Source organism: Paenibacillus sp. sg306046 (genome assembly GCF_059821225.1).
The window spans coordinates 195,007-213,772 of record NZ_JCAMRT010000001.1 but is presented as its reverse complement, the minus strand read 5'-3'; the positions used below and the strand labels follow the sequence as shown (position 1 = coordinate 213,772).

The following is an 18,766-nucleotide window of genomic DNA, read 5'->3' as shown; positions in this document are numbered from 1 at the left end:
GGCAGGCGCGGCTTACCCCGTGCTTGCCGGCTCTTGGAGCGGAACTGACTTCTCGTTCGGAAACCGCACCTCGACCTTCGTCCCCTTGGACACCTCGCTTGAAATATAAACGATGCCGCCGTGGGCCGCCAATATTTTTTTGCTGACCATCAGACCAAGGCCGGTTCCCTTCTCCTTCGTTGAATAAAAAGGCTCGCCGATCCGGGCCAGACGCTCCGGCGGTATGCCGCAGCCTTGATCCTCCACCTCGATGGCGAAGCCGCCCTTCGGAACCTGTCTTACCCGGATAAAGATGCTGCCGCCGTCCGTCATGGATTCGATCGAGTTTTTGATCATATTGATAAACACTTGCTTGAGCTGGTTTTCGTCACATAAAATCGTGGGGCTTGGCTCCATGTATTCCTTGACAAGCTGAATATTATGGATATTCGCCTGACTTTCCAGCAGCGTGATGACATGATTCAGCAACGGAATGATCGGTTTATTCTCCCGCTTGGACGGCTGCGGCTTGGCCAAAATAAGCAGCTCGGTAATAATAAGCTCAATCCGGTCCATTTCGGAAAAAATAACGTCCATATAGCTTTTTTTGGCCGCGCCTGCATGCATAAGCTGCAGAAAACCTTTGATTGCAGTCAGCGGGTTGCGGATTTCATGCGCGATGCCAGCCGCAAGCTGACCGGCGACCGACAGCTTCTCGGAGGCAAGCATCAGCTCCTCCGTGCGCTTGCGCTCAGTAATATCGGCGAAGGTAATGACGGCTCCAAGCCGCATTTGTTCGTCCCAAACCGGATACACATGGTATTCGGCGTTAAAGGTAGTCAGGTCTTTACGCTGCAGCAAGTCTTCATCGACGTGAGCCGGCATGCCGGTCTTCAAGGAAGTGTTGATGGGACAATTCGCCTTCGTATACCGGCTTCCATCAAGCTTCAGCGGCTGGAATAAATCCCCGACCAGATGCTGCTCCATATCCGCAAAGGTAAATCCGGTCATCCGCTCCGCCGCCGCATTCCAGAAAATCGTCCGCCCCTGGGCGTCGATGCCGTACACGCCTTCGTTGATGCTGTTGAGAATAAGCGAGTGGGTCCGGCTAAGCGCTTCGAACTTTTCCCGGCTTGCCTTCGTCTCCGTAATGTCACGTCCGATAATGTAGATGCCCTGTAGGCCGCCTTCATCCCTCATCGGTACTGTACGGATAAACACATCGCGGATCGTGCCGTCCAGATGGAGCAGCTGTATGACGAATTCGAAGCTCGCGCCCTGGACGCTTTTCAGGAAAAATGTCTGGAATCGTGAACGATCGTCCGCGACGACAAAGTCCATAAACGATTTTCCGACGCAATCCGGTTTGTCGTAACCGGCCACCGTCTTTACAGAGGTATTCGTATTCAAAACAGCTCCTGCGGGATCAACGGAAAAAATCATATCCGGATTGTGCTCAAATAACGACTGGTGATGGCTTTGGCTTGTGCGCAGCTGCTTGCCGATCGTGGCGAATAGGACAGCGAAGCAAAAGATGATCACGGTCGCGATCCCCATAACGATTGCCAGCAAGGTCGGGGACATCGCAAATGACCACGATGGGGTGTGGCCCGTTCGCGCTCCGCTCAGCGCCGCCGCCTCCATGCCCACCTGGTGGATAGCGCAGATGGCAATGCCGAGGATCGCCGAGCTGGTTAGCTTCCAGTACGGCCGCCGCGCGTTCGCTAATAAAGGGCGTAAAATAAAGGCGGCCAGCGAAAGAACCAAGGTGACGCCGGTAGAGCTGATCACAATAAAATGCTCAAACCGGACTAATCCTTCGATCCGGATCGCGTTCATCGCGGTCACATGCATCAGACTAATGCCGCTGCCCAGCAGCAAGCCCGCGCCTAAAAAATGAGGCAGCTTCGCCTGCCTGCGCGTCAGCAGCAGCAGCGCTCCCAAGGAAGCGGCCACCGGCCATAGCAGGGAAAGCAAGGTCAGCCCCACATCGTAACGGGCTTGCGCGCTGATCTCCATAGCCAAAATGGACATAAATTGAACAGCCCACAGACCGATTCCCATGGATAAGGCTCCGCCGGCGATCAGAACAGGACGGGACGAGCGGTCTGCCCGCTCGGACTGCTCTTCTTGTTTAATCCGGACGGTCAGGTCGAGGGCGAAATATGTGGTCAAGACGGAAATGAAGTAGGAGGAAGCAATCAGATAAACGTTGTAGTACCCGTGCCAGTGTTGAACCATTAGACGACTCCCTTGATGAGATTTACCGAAAATTGTATATGGAAGATAAATTCGCCGATTATTTGTAAATCCCTTTGAAATGCTGAAAAAATTTAGGGAAAAAATGAAATAGCCGTTGGACGGTAGCGCGCTTCGAAAAATTTCAGATTTTACGAGCAAACGGAGTTGCATTTCTTTTCGGGGTGTGCTAATATACAAAGTATCGAATAGAAAACGAATTCACATAATGCAAAGGGTTATCATTTGTGCTATGGAACCTTTTTCAATGTGTGAATTTTTTATTTGCTATATGCGGAATAAAAAGAACATGTTAATAAACTTTTGGAGGAATTTCCCATGCAAACAGGTACAGTTAAATGGTTTAACGCAGAAAAAGGTTTCGGTTTTATCGAAGTTGAAGGCGGCAACGATGTATTCGTTCACTTCAGCGCAATCACTGGCGAAGGCTTCAAAACTTTGGACGAAGGCCAACGCGTTGAGTTCAACGTTGTTCAAGGCAACCGTGGTCCACAAGCTGAGAACGTTGTAAAACTGTAAGCTTCGCTTACTAACGAATTGCCCCGACCTTATGGTCGGGGCAATTTTTGCGTATATAGCCCGGGTAAGGGGTATGAATTGTCTGTTTGAGGGATTCATGCGGCGGCAGCCGTTCCCGTTTGCCAGAAGGTAGTGGGAACGGCTGGCGCATGCGTCCTCTGGCTCAAGCGCTTCCGTCTATAGAAACTTGCGCTGATGCTTTTTGCCGTCGTAGCTGAACAGCACCGGCTTTTCCTCGATCCGCGTTTCCAGATGCGCCGGCTTGCCCCAGAGCTGATGAATGTAGGGCAGCGTCCGCTCGACATACTTCAAATCCAGCTCCGTCCCTTCATAAATATGCTGCAGATACAGCTCGCCGGTCCGGTTGTAGTCGCCGTCGACGACGACAATGTACGGGAAGCCGCCGTTGACGCGGGAGTAAACAAGCTGATCGCGGATGTTTTCCCAGGATTTATCGGTAATTTTCCACTCGGGGCCTTTTTTCTCGAATACATACAGATCCAATTCATCACAAAGCTGCTTCGTCATATAATTGCGCAGAAACGACTGGTCGGAGTCAAATTCGCGTACCTCGAATATTTTATCGCGACCGCGGCCAGGCTCCCGACCGAAGCGTTCGCGCTCCTCGGCCGTCGGTTGATCCCACCGCTTCTCGATATCCTCGAAAATTTTCAGGCCCAGGTAATACGGATTCAGCGTATGGCGCGACGGCACGACCACCGACGAATTCAGCTTGGCGTATTCGATCGTTTCGTCTTCGGTCAGCTCAAGCTCCCGCATAATGCGCTGATGCCAATAGGACGCCCAGCCTTCGTTCATAATTTTCGTCTCAAGCTGCGGCCAGAAGTACAGCATTTCATCGCGCAGCATCGTCAAAATATCGCGCTGCCATTCTTTCAGATACGGGGCGTACTCCTCGATAAACAGCAGCAAATCCTTCTCCGGGCTGGGCGGAAAACGAGCGTCCTTCCCTTTGTCGGCGGCGGCTTTGCTTTCGCGTTCGGCTTGCGTTTTGTCCAGATCCCATAAATCCTCGTAGCCGAACGTGCGCTCCGTCCGGTCTGTCCGACTGCTGCGGGCCGGCACATGCTGCTCCTTGCCCTGACGGTATGGCTTGGAAATGATCGGGTCCACATGCTCCTGAATGGTAAGCACGGCGTCGATAAATTGCTCGACCTCCTGAGCGCCGAATTCCAGCTCGTATTGCCGGATGCGCTCGGCGGTGGCGGACATGCTTTCGACCATGTTGCGGTTCGTTTTGGAGAAACGTGCATTGTTTTTGAAAAAATCGCAGTGGGCGAGCACGTGGGCGACAATCAGCTTGTTCTGAATCAGCGAGTTGCCGTCAAGCAGGAAGGCGTAGCACGGGTCTGAGTTGATGACAAGCTCGTAAATTTTGCTCAGGCCGAAGTCGTACTGCATTTTCATCCGGTGAAAATTTTTGCCGAAGGACCAGTGGCTGTAGCGGGTCGGCATGCCGTAAGCGCCGAAGGTGTAGATGATATCCGCCGGGCAAATTTCGTAGCGCATCGGGTAGAAGTCGAGTCCGAAGCCGCTGGCGACCTCCGTAATTTCGTCGATGGCGTATTGCAGCTTGTTCATATCGTCGGGGGTCATCGAGCCAGCCCTCCTTCCGCTTGCTTAGGGAAGAAGGTGCGTAGCGCCTTATAAACTTCGCCCTTCTCCCGGATGACGTAGTGGACGAATTTCGGGTCATGCAAATTGCGGTAGGCCGACATCAGGGTGCTGCTGCGGTTGTATTGGTTAACCTCGCCGTAGCCGAACAGGTTGCTGCGCTTGATCAGCTCGCCAATCAGCTTGACGCACCGCTCGTTGTCGGAGGTCAGGTTGTCGCCGTCGGAGAAATGGAACGGGTAGATGTTGTACCGCGCGGGCGGATATCGTTTGTCGATCAGATCGACAGCAAGCTGATAGGCAGAGGAGCAGATCGTACCGCCGCTTTCGCCTTTGGTGAAAAATTCCTCCTCCGTAACGACCTTCGCTTCCGTATGGTGGGCGATAAAGATGATGTCCACATGCTCGTATTTGGAACGCAGGAAGCGGGTCATCCAGAAGAAGAAGCTGCGGGCGATATATTTCTCAAACGATCCCATACTGCCCGACGTATCCATCATGGCGAGAATCAACGCGTTGGATTGGGGAGTGACGATTTCCTCCCACGTCCGGAAACGCAGGTCGTCGGGGCTGATGCCATGGATGCCGGGGTCTCCGTCGCGGGAGTTGCGCCGCAGGTTTTCGAGAATCGTCCGTTTCTTGTCAATGTTGGACATGATGCCTTTCTTGCGGACGTCGTTGAACAAAATCTCCTTGCTCATCATGGTGTCCTTTTCCTTCTGCTCCAGGTTCGGCAGCTCCAGCTCCTCGAAGAGCATCGCCTGCAGCTCCTCCATCTGCACTTCGGCATCGTAGTAATCCTCGCCGGGCTGGTCGCCGGCGCCTTCGCCTTTGCCGGGACCGGCAGCCGCTTGCGGATCGACGCCGAGCACATCGCCTACCTGGCTGTCGCCGTCGCCCTGACCGACATGCTTGGTCTTGTTGTAATTGTAACGCAGGCGGTATTCGTCGAGGCTGCGGATCGGCACCTTGACGATTTGCTTGCCGTCGGACATGACGATGCTTTCGTCGGTGATGAGATCAGGCAAGTTTTGCTTGACGGCTTCGCGCACCTTCTGCTGGTGCCGTGTTTGATCCTGGTAGCCTTTGCGGTGCAGCGACCAATCCTCGCGGGATACTGTAAATAACGGTTTCACTATACGGGACACCTCCTGGCGGTACCTTTAGATGAAAAAAGGGCTTGTTACTACATATATTCAAGCGGGATGGGGATATGTGAACAGGCGGGGTGCCTATTTTTCGCGAAGGGGGGCGAGTATGCTCGATAGTAGGATTAAAATACTAAACCCGTAAGAGGCCGCTTGTTTCAAGTGTCCGTCTTACGGGTTACAGTTTACCGCCCTTGGGTGGTTTTTACTTAGATTTCAATGGGGTGGAATACATGATTAGCTCCGATAAGTCTAAAACAATATTTGCCTTCATGAGCAAATCCAACCCGAGAAGCCCATTAATTTCAAGCTTTTCATGCAGCGCACCAACATCAAGTTTGAAGTTGTCAATCTGGAAATCGCCCAAAATAACAGAATCGAACTCTTTTCTAAAACAGCTTTCCTCACCGCCGATGCCAAAAGCACTGACAATTTCGTTGCCGGTTTCAAAGTAAACACCAATGTCAGCTACAACATCGGCGGATAACAGTGTATGAGAAGCGCCAGTATCAATCACTAGCTTGTCTATGGTGATCGAGTGTCCATTAGTAATAAGTGGTTATCGAAGATTGCAGTAGTCCATCCACGAGCTCAATTTTCATATTGGACAACTCCCCGTAAGCCTCGAAGTGTACGGAGCTCGATTTTCAGCTCTTCGTTCGAGGTGTGGGACACAATAATGCCATCCTTTGAGCGAAGTAATTCCTGAGTAGCCTCTTTAGGGTCTTGAATCGCTTTAATCAAGGCAACCTCGTCCACGTATTTCGTATTTCCTTCGGTATGCGATGCGAGGATTTGCAGCTTCACATATTGATCCGGATAAATCCGGCGAACTTCTTCCCATTGCATGGCTGGCACCTCCGTCATGTTCAGATAACACTATTATGCCAAAAAATAGGCAATAAAAAAGCTCTCCCAACGATCCCGGATCGTTCTGGAGAGCTTGACTGCGTTGCTTGCCTGCAAAAGAAAGCAGAGGCTTACAGCACCTGCTTGCCGTCGTAGGTGGCGATGGCCTTGTACAAATCCGGGCGGCGGTCACGGAAGATGCCCCATTCGATCCGCTGGACTTCCAGTTGATCGAGATCGAATTCGGCGACAAGCACGGCCTCTTCCGTACGTCCCGCTTCGGCGATTTTGTTGCCCTGCGGTCCGGCGATAAAGGAGGAGCCGTAGAAGCTGATGCTCGATTCCTCGTCTTCTTCTTTGCCGATCCGGTTGGAGGCGATGACCGGCATCAGATTGGCCGCGGCGTGGCCGAGCATGCACATTTGCCAGTGGTCCTTCGAATCAATCGAGCCGTCCTGCGGCTCGGAGCCGATGGCTGTCGGGTAAAACAGCAGCTCGGCGCCCATCAGCGCCATACAGCGCGCTGCTTCGGGATACCATTGATCCCAGCAGACGCCGACGCCGATTTTGGCGTAGCGCGTATGCCATACTTTGAAGCCGGTGTCGCCGGGATTGAAATAAAATTTTTCCTCGTAGCCGGGACCGTCCGGGATATGGCTTTTGCGGTACAGGCCGAGCACTTCGCCGTCCGCATCAATGACGGCCAGTGAGTTGTAGCGGGCGTAATTTTTTTTCTCGTAGAAGCTGATCGGCAGCACCACCTGCAGCTCCTTGGCGATGGCGCGGAAATGATTGACCGCTTTGTTTGTTTCCAGCTCGGTTGCGTAGCTGTAATAGTCCGACTTTTCCTTCTGGCAAAAATACGGCGTTTCAAACAGCTCCTGGATCAAAATGATTTGAGCTCCTTGTGCGGCCGCCTCGCGGACGAGCGCTTCCGCTTTGCGGATGTTGTCCTCGATATTGGTCGAGCAGCTCATCTGGGTTGCTGCTACTTTTACGACTCTCATGGAAGTCACCTCTTCATGGGGATTCTATGGAAAACTGTGCCGCTGCGCCCGCCGGACTAGCCTCTGGCGCTGGCAGGCATCTGCTGAGTGGTGCAGTGGACGTTGCCGCCCTCCTTGATAATGGACATGCCGTTGATTGTGCGAATCCGGCGGTCAGGGAAAGTTTCGCCGAGCACGCGGATCGCTTCACGGTCGGTTGATTCGGCGGTGCCCCCGAAGACAGGCAGAATAATGCCGCCGTTCACGAAATAAAAGTTCAAGTAGCTCAGCGTCAGCCGCTGCTCCTCGTAAAACGTTTTGGGCGGCTGCTCAATTTCGATGATTTCAAACGAACGGCCTCTGGCATCGGTTGCCTGACGTAAAATACGCAGATTTTCTTGGGTGATCGCGTAATTTTCGTCCGCCGGGTCATGACAAACCTGCAAAATAATGCGGCCAGGCGCAGCGAAGCAAGCGATATTATCGACGTGGCCATCCGTTTCGTCGCCGTCCAGGCCGCGCTGCAGCCAGATGATTTGTTCAACGTTAACGAAGTTTTTCACATGCGCTTCAATTTGCTCCCGGCTCAGCTCGGGATTGCGGTTGGTGTTCAGCAAACATTCTTCGGTCGTCAGCAGGGTGCCTTCGCCGTCCACGTGAATCGAGCCGCCTTCCATCACAAGCGGCGCATCCAGGCGCTGCACGCCGTAATGCTCCAGCAGCTGCGGGGCAACCGCATCGTCGCGGTCCCACGGCGAATATTTGCCGCCCCAGGCGTTGAACTTCCAATTGACAGCCGCAAGCTGCCGCTCGCCATTCAGCAGGAAGGTCGGCCCGTTATCGCGGAACCAGGCGTCATTATGCTCGATGACCAGATAGTCTACGTTGGCGGCTGTAATCCGCGCCTTGACTAGCTCGGCGTCAGACGGATTCACGATGACGGTTACCGGCTCAAACTCGGCAATGGCCTCGATGAGGTCCGCATAGCCTTGAGTGACGGTTGCGTAGTCTTCCGGGTACACCATGGAAGCTTGAACCGGCCAGGAAATAAACGTGCGCTCATGGGTTGCCCATTCAGCAGGCATTGTATAGTGTAGTTCTTTGGCATTCATCGCATCCAACTCGCTTATCCTATAATTTGTCGAACGCCGGCCCCCAGGGCTGACGCCATCTTTCATCATACCTGAAAAGGGGCGCAGGCTCAATGTGCGAAACTTAAAGGTTTTAAGAATTGTGGCGGGAGGAGGCTGGGTTAGTCATGTCATTAAATAAGCAGCCGGAGAAGAGGTGAATGCCGGATTTTAATGTCATTTATATGTTATGTTTATTGCTTTTTTTAGTTTATTTTACATAGGGACCTGTCATTTTCACAAAAATACCCCGTTATTATTGTTAATTATTCTGACATTTATTATGCTAGGGGAAGCAAAAGCCTTACATACTTAATGGGAAAGTGGAGGAATGTATGATGATGATCGAGATTCGCAGCATGTCACTGAAACGTACGCTGGTTTACGCCCTTATTTTGTCGCTTGTAAGCGGCCTGATGTCGTTAGTTGCCGGTCCTCGCGCTGCAAGCGCCGCCGATCCGGTTATTCCGATTCCTCCGTTGACGGAGGAAGCCAAGCAATCTCCGCTGCCGAATGTGCTTGTTGTGGCGACGGGCGGCACGCTGGCAGGCAAGGCGGCTGATCAGACGAGCTTTCAAAATTACCGCGCAGGCACGTACCTGATGGCGGATCTGGTAGGCCAGCTGCCGGACAAGCAAAAAATCGCGGATGTGTCCACGTACCAGTTCGGCAATAAAGGCTCCGGCGGGTACACTTTTGCCGAGCTGTTTGATCTTTCGCTTACGGTTGATGCGGCGCTGGCCCAATACGATGGCGTTGTCGTCACGACGGGCACAGATACGATGGAAGAGATCGCCTACTTCCTCGACCTGACTGTGCGCAGCGAGAAGCCGGTCGTTGTTACAGGCGCGATGCGTCCGTGGGACGTCATTGGAACGGATGCGCCGGCGAACCTGTATAATGCGATCAAGCTGGCCGGCAGCGGGAAAACAACCTCGTTTGGCGCCGTGCTGATGCTGAACGATGTCATTCATGCGGCTCGTGAAGTTACGAAGTCGAATGCGCACCGGATGGACACGTTTGAGACGCCGATGCTTGGCGCGCTTGGTTACATTGATGAGAAAAATATCCGTATCTACCGTGCTCCGGGCCGGGCGCTGCAAGCAGGCAAGCCGGAATGGGCGACGCCGTTCGACCTCAAGACGATTACGAAGGACAAGCTGCCCCTCGTCGAAATCGCCTATGTGTACCAGGATGCCGGGGCAGGAGCCATTAACGGGTTTGTAAATGATGGAGCCAAAGGTATTGTCACCGCAGGTACCGGCGCAGGCGGCTTGTCGGCCAAAATGAGCGCGGCTCGTTCCGAAGCGATCAAGAAGGGCGTCATTTTCGTAACGACGACAAGAACGGGCTCCGGCACGATGTACGGCGGCAGCAACGGCGTGATTGCCGGGGATAATCTGAACGCCCAGCATGCGCGGGTAATGCTGATTTTGTCGATGGCTTTCTCCAGTGATTTCACAACGATCAAAAACTGGTTCGCCACTTACGGCACACAAGATGTGGGGCCCCTGGGGGCCTGACAGGCAGGAGGTTGAGACTCATGACGCTTCACACAAGCCCACGTACTCCCAAGCGGCGATATGTTCCCCTGCTTCTGCTCACCTTGCTTGCAGCAGCGTCTACGCTGCTCGCGGCTCCCTCCGCTGTTAAGGCGGAGCAGCCCGCCGCGAAGCCGCCGGCAGCGTCCATTCCGCTTCCGGCGCTGACGGAGGAGTTCAAGCAATCCGCGCTGCCGAACGTCATCGTCATCGGGACGGGCGGAACGCTGGCCGGCAAAGCGACGGATGCGACCAGCTTCCAAAATTACCGCGCCGGGACGTTCCCGATCGCCGATCTGGTCGGCCAGCTGCCGGATAAAACAAAAATTGCCGATGTGGCTACAGCCCAATTCGGCAATAAAGGCTCCGGCGCTTATACGCTGGCCGATCTGTACGAGCTGTCGCAGACGGTAGACGCGGCGCTCGCTGAATATGACGGCGCGGTCGTGACGACCGGAACCGATACGATGGAGGAAATCGCGTATTTCCTCGATCTGACGGTGCGCAGCGAGAAGCCGGTCGTCGTAACCGGCGCGATGCGTCCATGGGACGTGATCGGAACGGATGCCCCGGCGAATTTGTACAATGCAATCAAGCTGGCCGGCAGCGGCAAAACGAAGTCGTACGGCACCGTCATCATGCTGAACGATGTCATACACACGGCCCGCGATGTGACCAAAAGCAATGCTCATCGGATGGACACGTTCAACACCCCGATGCTGGGAGCGCTTGGCTACATCGACGAGACGAATATCCGCATGTACCGGCTGACGGCCAGAGCGTTGAAGGCGGGAACGCCGGAATGGGCGACGCCGTTTGATCTGACGACCATTACGAAGGATAAGCTGCCGCCGGTCGAAATCGCCTATGCTTACCAGGATGCAGGCGGGGGAGCTATCACCCAGTTTGTTCAGGACGGTGTAAAAGGGATCGTCACGGCGGGTACCGGCGCAGGCGGGCTGTCCGCCAAGATGAGCGCGGCGCGCAGCAAGGCGATCCAGCAGGGCGTCGTGTTCGTCACGACAACCCGGACCGGGTCGGGCACGATGTACGGCGGCGGCAACGGCATCATTGCCGGGGACAGCCTGAATGCGCAGCACGCCCGGATTTTGCTGGCCGTGTCACTGGCGTTCTCGTCCGACTTCAAGACGATCCAAGGGTACTTCGACCGGGTAGGCAACCAGGACATTGCGATGAAGCCTGTCTCTGCGGTGGACAAGGAAGCGCCAGTGTGGCCGTCCGGCATCAAGCTGGATGTATCGGCGATTGGTGAAACAACCGCTTTGCTTGCCTGGCCTGCGGCGCAGGACAACGTCGGCGTCAGCAAGTACCGTGTCTATGACTCCGGCAACAATCTGCCGCTGGCGACGATCAGCGCTGCCGTGTACGGAGCTCCGGTGAGCGTGCAGACGAGCGTGTACGGCGGCGTGTATGAAAATGTGTACAGCTATCGGGTAACCGGGCTGAATCCGGGCAGCCTCTACACGTTCTCAGTGAAGGCAGTTGACGAATCGGGCAACGAAAGCATTGCTTTGTCCGGCACATTTACGACGATAAGCTCGTCCGGTTCGAATGGCGGTTCAGGCGGCAGCGGCTCAGGGTCAGGTACAGGCGCTGGCAGTGTAACGCCGACTGGCGGAGAGAAGCAGGAATGGACGGCTGCAGCTGGAGAAAGCGCAAGCTTTGACTTCAAGCAGGTGACGATTCGGATTCCGGCCGGGGCGACGGGGCAGGCGCTCAAGCTGTCCGTGCAGCAGTTGGACAATGGGGCTGCGCTCGTTAGCCAGGAGCAAGTGCTGCTTAGTCCGGTGTTTGAACTGCTGAAAAACTTCAGCGAAAACTTCGACAAGCCGATCAGTTTGACGCTGCCTTTCGAAGGGACGAAGCTGAAGCCTGGACAAGTTCCTGCAATTTTCTATTACGATGAAGCGAACAAATCGTGGAAGCTGGTCGGCATCGGTCAAGTATCCGGCGGCCGGGTGACGGTTGAAGTGAATCATTTTACGAAATTCGCCGTGTTTGGCGTAGCTGCTCCGGTCGAAAAGCCGGTCATCAACTTCACGGATGTGGCTGGACATTGGTCAGAGGAAGCGGTGAAGCGGGCGTCTGCGCTGGAGCTTGTAGCCGGTTATCCGGACGGCAGCTTCCAGCCGGACGGTGCGGTGACACGCGCCGAGTTTACGCTAATGCTGGTGAAAGCATTGAAGCTGCCGGATGAAGCTCCGGCTACCCGGTTCGCCGATCAGGAGCTGATCGGGACTTGGGCCGCTCCTGCTGTGGCGCAAGCGGTTCAGAAAGGAATCATCCAGGGCTATGAGGATGGCACATTCCGACCTGCTGCCCGGATGAGCCGCGCCGAGATGGCGGTTATGCTCGCAGGCGCACTGGGTGTAAAGCCGCAGGCTGGCGCTGGCACCGGCTTTGCCGATGATGCTGACATACCGGCCTGGGCCAAAGGCGCTGTCGAGGCGATCCGCAAGCAAGGGCTGATCGAAGGCCGCAGCGGCGGCGAGTTTGCTCCGGCCGCATCGGCCACCCGTGCCGAAGCGGTAACGATTGTGCTGAAGCTGCTTGCTGCCAAGTAAAGATTGCGGCTGATCAGCCAATTTCATCATCCCCTTTCGCTTTGCCTGTGCAGGAGTGCCCGTTAATCGGGACTTCGGCGGGCAAGCGAAAGGGGATTTTTGTGTGGCTCGGGACGGAGCGGCACTGTTGTACCAAAGCGGAGCCGGATAAGGTGTATCAGCAGATCGCCCATTTGTTCTGAGTGCATGGACGTAGCGCGTGACTGGCAGAGCTCAGTAGCACAATTCATAGGTTAGGGTTGAATGCCGGGGACGACAGGTGTACAATGCGGGTAAACGTTTGCAAAAAGGGAGAGGATTTCTTTGTTATTGACGCAGGGGGACAAGCTGGTTATGATCGGCGATTCTATCACGGATTGCGGTAGGAAGCGTCCGCACGGCGAGGGGCGAAATGACGCTTACGGGACCGGATACGTGTCCGCCGTTAATGCGCTGCTGCAAGCGGCGTACCCCGAGCTTGGTATCCGGATTATTAATATGGGGATTTCCGGCAATACGGTGCGCGATCTGCAAGCGAGATGGCAGACGGATGTACTTGACCTGGAGCCTGACTGGGTGTCGATTATGATCGGCATCAATGACGTATGGCGTCAGCTGGACCAGCCGCAAATCGTCGAATCTCATGTCGGCCTGGATGAATACCGCGACAAGCTGGACGCTCTGATCACCGCGACGAAGCCGGGGGTCAAGGGCCTTGTGCTGCTGACGCCGTTTTATATCGAGCCGAATCCGGAGGATATCATGCGGAGTATGATGGATGAGTACGGCCAGGTTGTCAAAGAACTGGCGGCCAAACACGGCGCTGTGCTTGTGGACGTACAGGCGGCCTTGGAGCCGATGCTCCGGCACCGGTACCCGGCTTCCTTTGCCTGGGACCGTGTCCATCCCGATCTGACCGGACATATGGTGATCGCGCGCGCTTTTCTGGACGGCATCGGCTACTCCTGGACGGGCGCCGGACAGGCTTTGTGACGAACATTCATTTCAAACCATGAACAAATAGACCTCTTCCTTGCGAAGAGGTCTATTTGTGTTGTCGATTCGCGGCAACGGTTTGACGACTGGTGAACCCGACTTAGGTCCAGTCAAAAAACAGTTCGCCGGTCCGTACTTTCCTGACGGCTGACAAGGTAACTTAATAGTACAAGATTCAACTCGGCCGAATCGGCGTTTAATGAAAAGGGGATTCCAGATGAACCGAACGACGAAACCTAAAATTTTACTGCTGACGGGCGCGCTCGGAGACGGACATAACCAGGCGGCCAAGGCGATTCTTGAAGCGGCGTGTGTCATTCGTCCTGATGTGGAGGTTGTCACCGTAGATTTTCTGGAGTGGACGCATCCTTATTTGCACGGCGTCGGCAAGTTTTGCTATATGCAATGGGTGAAGAGCTTGCCCGGTATGTACGGCTACTTGTACCGCAAGACGCGGACGCCGAACCGGATGTCCAATTTGTTCAAGCGGATCAAATCGTTTAATATTGCCCGAATGCTCAAGCTGCTGGAGGAGGTTCGGCCAACCGTAGTCGTCAGCACATTTCCTTCGGCTGCTGCCGCGATGTCCTGGCTGAAGGTTCATGGGCTGACGGAGCTGCCGACCGTTACGGTGATGACGGATTACACCGATCACAGCTACTGGGTTCATCCTGAGACAGACCGTTATCTGGTCGGCTCCCAGCAAGTGCGCAGCGCGCTGCTGGGGCATGGCGTGGCTGCTGAAGCGATCACGGTTACAGGCATCCCGATTCGGCTGTCCTTCAGTCAAGAGCAGGATCGCGAGCGTCTGCGGGCGCGCCACGGGCTCGACGGCCAGCTGCCGACGGTGTTAGTCATGGGCGGCGGCCACGGCCTGATCGGCAAGGAGCTGATCGCCTTGATTAAAGCGTCGCAGGCTGCTGCTCCCGCCCGGTACATGCTGATCTGCGGCCGGAACGAAAAGCTGCGGCTGCAGCTGGAGGATGAATTCCGCGAGCTGTCGCATCGGGTGACCGTCGTCGGCTTTGTCGACCATATCCACGAGCTGATGGCGATAGCCGATCTGATTGTGACGAAGCCGGGGGGATTGACCGTGTCGGAGGCGCTCGCCATGGAGCTGCCGATGCTGCTGTATAAGCCGATCCCTGGACAGGAGCAGGGAAACGCGTCCTTCCTTCTCCAGATGGGGGTGGCGCTTGAGGCGAAGACGGCCGGACAGCTGCAAGACCTGCTGCTTCATCTGCTGACAGATAAAAATTCCTTATCGGCATTGAAAAATATGGCAAAGCTGGGTACCATGAAAGAAGGGGCTATTCATGCGCTGTATGCCATTGTAGGCACGGCTCGCCTTCATCAGGACCCCGCCCGGCAGGAACGCCGACAACCTTTATATGCCAATGCTTGAATCAGCAATAGTTTCCTGTCGAACGGGGAAGGCTGTTTTCAGGAGGTTCCACGTATGGACAATCGCGTTGCGTCGGTTATTGTGGCGATTATTTTGCTTGGGCTTGGCTTGTATACGATTGTGCCGTGGATTCTTTCCCGCCTATTCGGGATCGGGGTGTTTCGACGGGGGGAGGGGGCGAGGGAGGTTGCCTTTACCTTCGATGACGGGCCTGACCCGGTTTATACGCCCCGGCTGCTGGACCTGCTTCGCAGCTACGGGGTGAAGGGCACTTTTTTCGTGCTCGGTTCGAAGGCGGAGGCCTATCCGGAGCTGATTCTGCGGATGCATCGCGAGGGCCATCAGATCGGGATACATAATTATAATCATCGCTCCAACTGGCTGATGCTGCCCTGGGTTGTTCAGCGGCGGCAGGTGGAGCGTTCGGCAGATGTGATCGAAGCGATCACGGGCGTACGGCCCGTTTATTACCGTCCGCCGTGGGGGATTATCAATTTGGCCGACTACCTGCTGCGCAAACGTTATAGGATTGTGCTGTGGTCGGTTATGGTACAGGATTGGCGGCGTCATGTCGGCGTAAGCCGCATGAAGACGGTGCTGCTGCAGCAAATTCGCGAAGGCTCGATTGTGCTGCTGCACGACAGCGGAGATACGCTTGGCGCGGATCGGGATGCTCCGGGCTATATGCTGCAGGCGCTTGAGGGCGTGATGCGTGAGCTGCTGCCGTGCGGTTATCGTTACGTGAGAGTGGATGAGCTGACGGTCAGCGCTCCGTCTGTACGCGCCAGTCTGATCAAGCGTGTGCTGGTGAAGGCTTGGATGGGATGGGAGCGCGGCTTCGTCAGGCTGATGCGCGTGCAGCCCGTAGACGCGGCCAATACGCTGCTGCAGCTTCGGATTACGGCATATCGCGGCAAGCAGCCGATTGTACTGACTGACGGCGAACGGATTCAGCACGGGGACTGCATCGCGGAGCTGCATCTGGATAATCATTTGCTGTATCAGCTTGGTTCGACCTCCAGCAGCTCTGTCCATCTGGCGATTCAACTGGTGCGCCGCATGGAGCTGCTTATGCCGCAAATTATCCGGCTGCTGCAGACAGACCCGGCCTACCGGAACGTCAAGGGATTGTACGGCATCAGTATCGTGCATCGCGGCACGCGAAAGTTCGGGTTTACCGTACTGGACCTGCCGAGAGGGATGTACGCCCGCGCTACACGGCTTTATTTGCGTCTTTTGCTGTACGTGGTGCACCCTCAGGGAAAAGAGCGGATGCAGACCAAATCCGAGCTGCTCGTCCCGAAAATTATCGCGATCTCACGGAAGGAACTGCTGAATCGCTATGTCGCGCAGCCCTAGAAAGGTGTGTCGAGCTATGCCGAATCTCCGTAAGCTCTTGATCCTCACCGCCAGCTACGGCGACGGGCACCTTCAGGTGTCGCGCGTGCTGCAGCAAAAATTCGAATCCTACGGTTTCCGGGATGTGCGGGTTATTGACCTGTTTCAGGAAGCGCACCCGCTGATGAACAAAGTGACAAGGTTCCTGTATATGAACAGCGGGGCCTTGTCCGCATACGGTCTCGACTATTACGGCTGGAGCTATTATTTAACGAGAGATTTGAAGGCGGAAAGCTTGCTCGCCAGATGTCTGAACGGACTGGGCATTCACAAGCTCATGAACGTCATCTTAAACGAGCAGCCGGATTTGCTGATCAGCACCTTCCCCTTCGGAGGCATTTCAGATCAGCTGCACCGCCGGGGGATCGCGATTCCTACCTTTACCATTCTGACCGATTTCGTGCTGCATAACCGCTGGATTTACTCGATTCCGGATCAGTTTTTCGTGGCGACCGAGCAGCTGCGCCAGGCGATGATGGAACGCGGCGTCCCTTCGCAGCTGATCACCGTAAGCGGAATTCCGATTCGCGAACCGTTCTATATGACGAAGGAGGCCGGGCCGGTCCGCCGGGAGCGAGCCGTGCTGATTATGGCCGGAGCCTACGGCGTGCTGCGGGATCTGGAGAAGCTGACGGAGCAGCTGCTGCGGCTGCCTGATGTGCATATTCGGGTTGTTTGCGGCAAAAATCAGAAGCTGCAGGGGGAGCTGGAGGCTGCTTTTGCGGGGGAGGAGCGGGTGCGGCTGTACGGCTTTGTCGAGCAGATTCATGAGCTGATGAACACCTCGTCCTGCATCATTACGAAGGCTGGCGGCATTACGCTTTCGGAGGCAATTCACGTCAATGTGCCGATCATCGTGTTTAAGCCTTTCCCTGGGCAGGAAAAGGAAAATGCAGGATTTCTGGCGGAGCAGGGCGTCGCCTTCATCGCGCGCGATATTCCCGAGCTGGTTCGTCACGCGGAGCGGATCATGGGGAATGCAAGCATTCGGGAGCAGGTGCGGGAGCGGGCCTGTCTGCTGCAGAACGGCTATGCCGCAGAGCGGATTGTGCGCGAAGTGCTCCAAACGCTGCAAGGGGCTGCACGTGCCCGCGAAAGGCAGGGCGAAAGCGTGCTAGAACGGATCGACGGAGGACTGCATGGAACGTAAATGGACGGCAATCTTTGCTTCTTCTTTTATACGTCTTGCGCTGATTTTATTTTTTACGGAAGTGGCTCGAAGCGCCTTCGTCATCTCGTTTCTGCCCGCTTATGCGGCAGACTATCTCGGCATCTCGGTGGCGGCAGTCGGTCTCGCCATCTCGGTACATTATGTCGCGGATACGGCGGTTAAGGCCGTGGCGGGCTATTTGCTCGATCGCTTCCCGCCCAAGGCGATTTTGCATGTGTCGCTGGCGGTTGCTTTTATTGGCTTGTGGCTTGCTTTCTTCAGCGAGCAGTCGTGGACGCTTATTGCCGGAGCTGCTTTGATGGGGCTTGGCGTTTCGCCGATTTGGCTGATCTGCCTCAGCTCAATCCGCGAGGAGCGGCGCGGCTCCCAGATGGGGACGATTTACACCGTTTGGCTGGCGAGCCTGGGACTGGGGCCGGTTGCCGTCAATTTCGTCATCGACTACGGGTACCGGCTGACCTTCTGGTTGCTGGCCGTCATCTATGCCGCCGGCTGGCTGATCGCGCTGACCTGGAATGAACGGCTGCAGCCGCTGGTTGCCTTGACCGTGCGCGAGCAGCTTGCCCAGCTTCGCCTGAAGCTGGTGACGATGCGGCCGCTCGTGCCGGGGATGGTGCTGCAGACGGCGGCGGCCGGCTTGCTTGTGCCGGTTTTACCTACGCTCGCTCGCCAGCATCTCGGGTTGAGCTATTCTCAATATTCGCTTGTGCTGATCGCGGGAGGCGTCGTGACGACGCTTGGTCTCATTCCGCTCGGACGGCTGTCGGACCGCTGGGGGCATAAATGGTTTCTTATCTGCGGATTCGCTGCGCTGGCGCTCGGATTAATCGGCTTGCTGTTTTCCGCCGGCCATTTGTATGCCACGATGCTGATCGCGGCGCTGCTTGGCGGCTCCTATGCCGCGGTGCTGCCTGCGTGGAATGCGCTGATGTCGTATTTTGTTCCTCCGGATCAAAAGGGGATGGGCTGGGGCGTGCTGTCCAGCATCGAAGGGATCGGCGTCATGGTTGGCCCGCTGATCGGAGGCTGGGTCGCCAGCCGCTACGATGCCTCGATCACCGTCTGGCTCAGTGCGGGGCTGCTGGCTTTTATCGCGCTGTATTATTGGCGTGTGCCGCTGGTCAGGCCGAGACTGGCCGGGGAGTAAGTGAGGAGCGGGGCGGGAGGGAGAGTGTCGCAAGAAACG

At 55.7% G+C, this 18,766-nt stretch carries 15 protein-coding genes; 8 read left to right on the top strand and 7 right to left on the bottom strand.

Annotated elements, in window-relative coordinates; all coding sequences use genetic code 11:
- Nucleotides 1-12 precede the first annotated feature (12 nt).
- Nucleotides 13-2,220 carry a PAS domain S-box protein gene (locus AC6ROY_RS00930; protein WP_500098076.1) on the bottom strand — a complete coding sequence of 736 codons (2,208 nt, stop codon included), beginning with the start codon at nucleotides 2,218-2,220 and terminating at the stop codon, nucleotides 13-15.
- A 336-nt stretch (nucleotides 2,221-2,556) separates the two neighbouring features.
- On the opposite strand from AC6ROY_RS00930, the gene AC6ROY_RS00925 reads away from it, so the two are divergent.
- The gene (locus tag AC6ROY_RS00925; RefSeq protein WP_072330115.1) at nucleotides 2,557-2,757 is read left to right on the top strand and encodes a cold-shock protein; all 201 of its coding nucleotides are present in this window, start codon (nucleotides 2,557-2,559) and stop codon (nucleotides 2,755-2,757) included.
- A gap of 177 nt (nucleotides 2,758-2,934) precedes the next feature.
- Here the strand turns inward: AC6ROY_RS00925 and AC6ROY_RS00920 are convergent, their stop codons facing one another.
- The 6 genes from AC6ROY_RS00920 to AC6ROY_RS00895 all read right to left on the bottom strand — a co-directional run bounded on the left by AC6ROY_RS00920 (nucleotide 2,935) and on the right by AC6ROY_RS00895 (nucleotide 8,487).
- Nucleotides 2,935-4,374 (bottom strand): SpoVR family protein, encoded by a 1,440-nt coding sequence (locus AC6ROY_RS00920; RefSeq protein ID WP_500098075.1) that lies wholly within the window; start codon nucleotides 4,372-4,374, stop codon nucleotides 2,935-2,937.
- On the bottom strand, nucleotides 4,371-5,531 hold the full coding sequence (gene yhbH, locus AC6ROY_RS00915) for a sporulation protein YhbH (RefSeq protein ID WP_500098283.1): 1,161 nt from the start codon (nucleotides 5,529-5,531) through the stop codon (nucleotides 4,371-4,373). Before yhbH ends, AC6ROY_RS00920 begins: the two co-directional genes overlap by 4 nt.
- A 214-nt stretch (nucleotides 5,532-5,745) precedes the next feature.
- Nucleotides 5,746-6,057 carry a retropepsin-like aspartic protease gene (locus AC6ROY_RS00910; RefSeq protein WP_500098074.1) on the bottom strand — a complete coding sequence of 104 codons (312 nt, stop codon included), beginning with the start codon at nucleotides 6,055-6,057 and terminating at the stop codon, nucleotides 5,746-5,748.
- A gap of 74 nt (nucleotides 6,058-6,131) precedes the next feature.
- Nucleotides 6,132-6,389 carry a hypothetical protein gene (locus AC6ROY_RS00905; RefSeq protein ID WP_500098073.1) on the bottom strand — a complete coding sequence of 86 codons (258 nt, stop codon included), beginning with the start codon at nucleotides 6,387-6,389 and terminating at the stop codon, nucleotides 6,132-6,134.
- Nucleotides 6,390-6,520: 131 nt separating this feature from the next.
- Nucleotides 6,521-7,396 carry an N-carbamoylputrescine amidase gene (gene aguB, locus AC6ROY_RS00900; protein ID WP_500098072.1) on the bottom strand — a complete coding sequence of 292 codons (876 nt, stop codon included), beginning with the start codon at nucleotides 7,394-7,396 and terminating at the stop codon, nucleotides 6,521-6,523.
- Between the two features lie 56 nt (nucleotides 7,397-7,452).
- Nucleotides 7,453-8,487, bottom strand: coding sequence for an agmatine deiminase family protein (locus AC6ROY_RS00895; protein WP_500098071.1), 1,035 nt, complete (start codon nucleotides 8,485-8,487; stop codon nucleotides 7,453-7,455).
- Between the two features lie 356 nt (nucleotides 8,488-8,843).
- Between AC6ROY_RS00895 and AC6ROY_RS00890 the strand changes: the two genes are divergently transcribed.
- The 7 genes from AC6ROY_RS00890 to AC6ROY_RS00860 all read left to right on the top strand — a co-directional run bounded on the left by AC6ROY_RS00890 (nucleotide 8,844) and on the right by AC6ROY_RS00860 (nucleotide 18,727).
- Complete coding sequence (locus AC6ROY_RS00890; protein WP_500098282.1) at nucleotides 8,844-10,028, top strand: asparaginase; 1,185 nt, start codon at nucleotides 8,844-8,846, stop codon at nucleotides 10,026-10,028.
- Between the two features lie 20 nt (nucleotides 10,029-10,048).
- Nucleotides 10,049-12,631 (top strand): asparaginase domain-containing protein, encoded by a 2,583-nt coding sequence (locus tag AC6ROY_RS00885; RefSeq protein ID WP_500098070.1) that lies wholly within the window; start codon nucleotides 10,049-10,051, stop codon nucleotides 12,629-12,631.
- 303 nt (nucleotides 12,632-12,934) lie between these two features.
- Complete coding sequence (locus AC6ROY_RS00880; RefSeq protein ID WP_500098069.1) at nucleotides 12,935-13,603, top strand: SGNH/GDSL hydrolase family protein; 669 nt, start codon at nucleotides 12,935-12,937, stop codon at nucleotides 13,601-13,603.
- A 220-nt stretch (nucleotides 13,604-13,823) separates the two neighbouring features.
- Entirely contained in the window at nucleotides 13,824-15,011 is a 1,188-nt protein-coding gene (locus AC6ROY_RS00875; protein WP_500098068.1) for an MGDG synthase family glycosyltransferase, read from the top strand.
- Nucleotides 15,012-15,065: 54 nt separating this feature from the next.
- Nucleotides 15,066-16,370 (top strand): polysaccharide deacetylase family protein, encoded by a 1,305-nt coding sequence (locus AC6ROY_RS00870; protein ID WP_500098067.1) that lies wholly within the window; start codon nucleotides 15,066-15,068, stop codon nucleotides 16,368-16,370.
- Nucleotides 16,371-16,386: 16 nt separating this feature from the next.
- Nucleotides 16,387-17,559: an MGDG synthase family glycosyltransferase gene (locus AC6ROY_RS00865; protein ID WP_500098066.1), complete on the top strand. Its 1,173-nt coding sequence runs from the start codon at nucleotides 16,387-16,389 to the stop codon at nucleotides 17,557-17,559.
- A complete protein-coding gene (locus AC6ROY_RS00860) occupies nucleotides 17,549-18,727 on the top strand; it encodes an MFS transporter (protein ID WP_500098065.1) in 1,179 nt (392 codons plus the stop codon). The genes AC6ROY_RS00865 and AC6ROY_RS00860 overlap by 11 nt, the downstream gene beginning before the upstream one ends.
- Nucleotides 18,728-18,766: the final 39 nt, after the last annotated feature.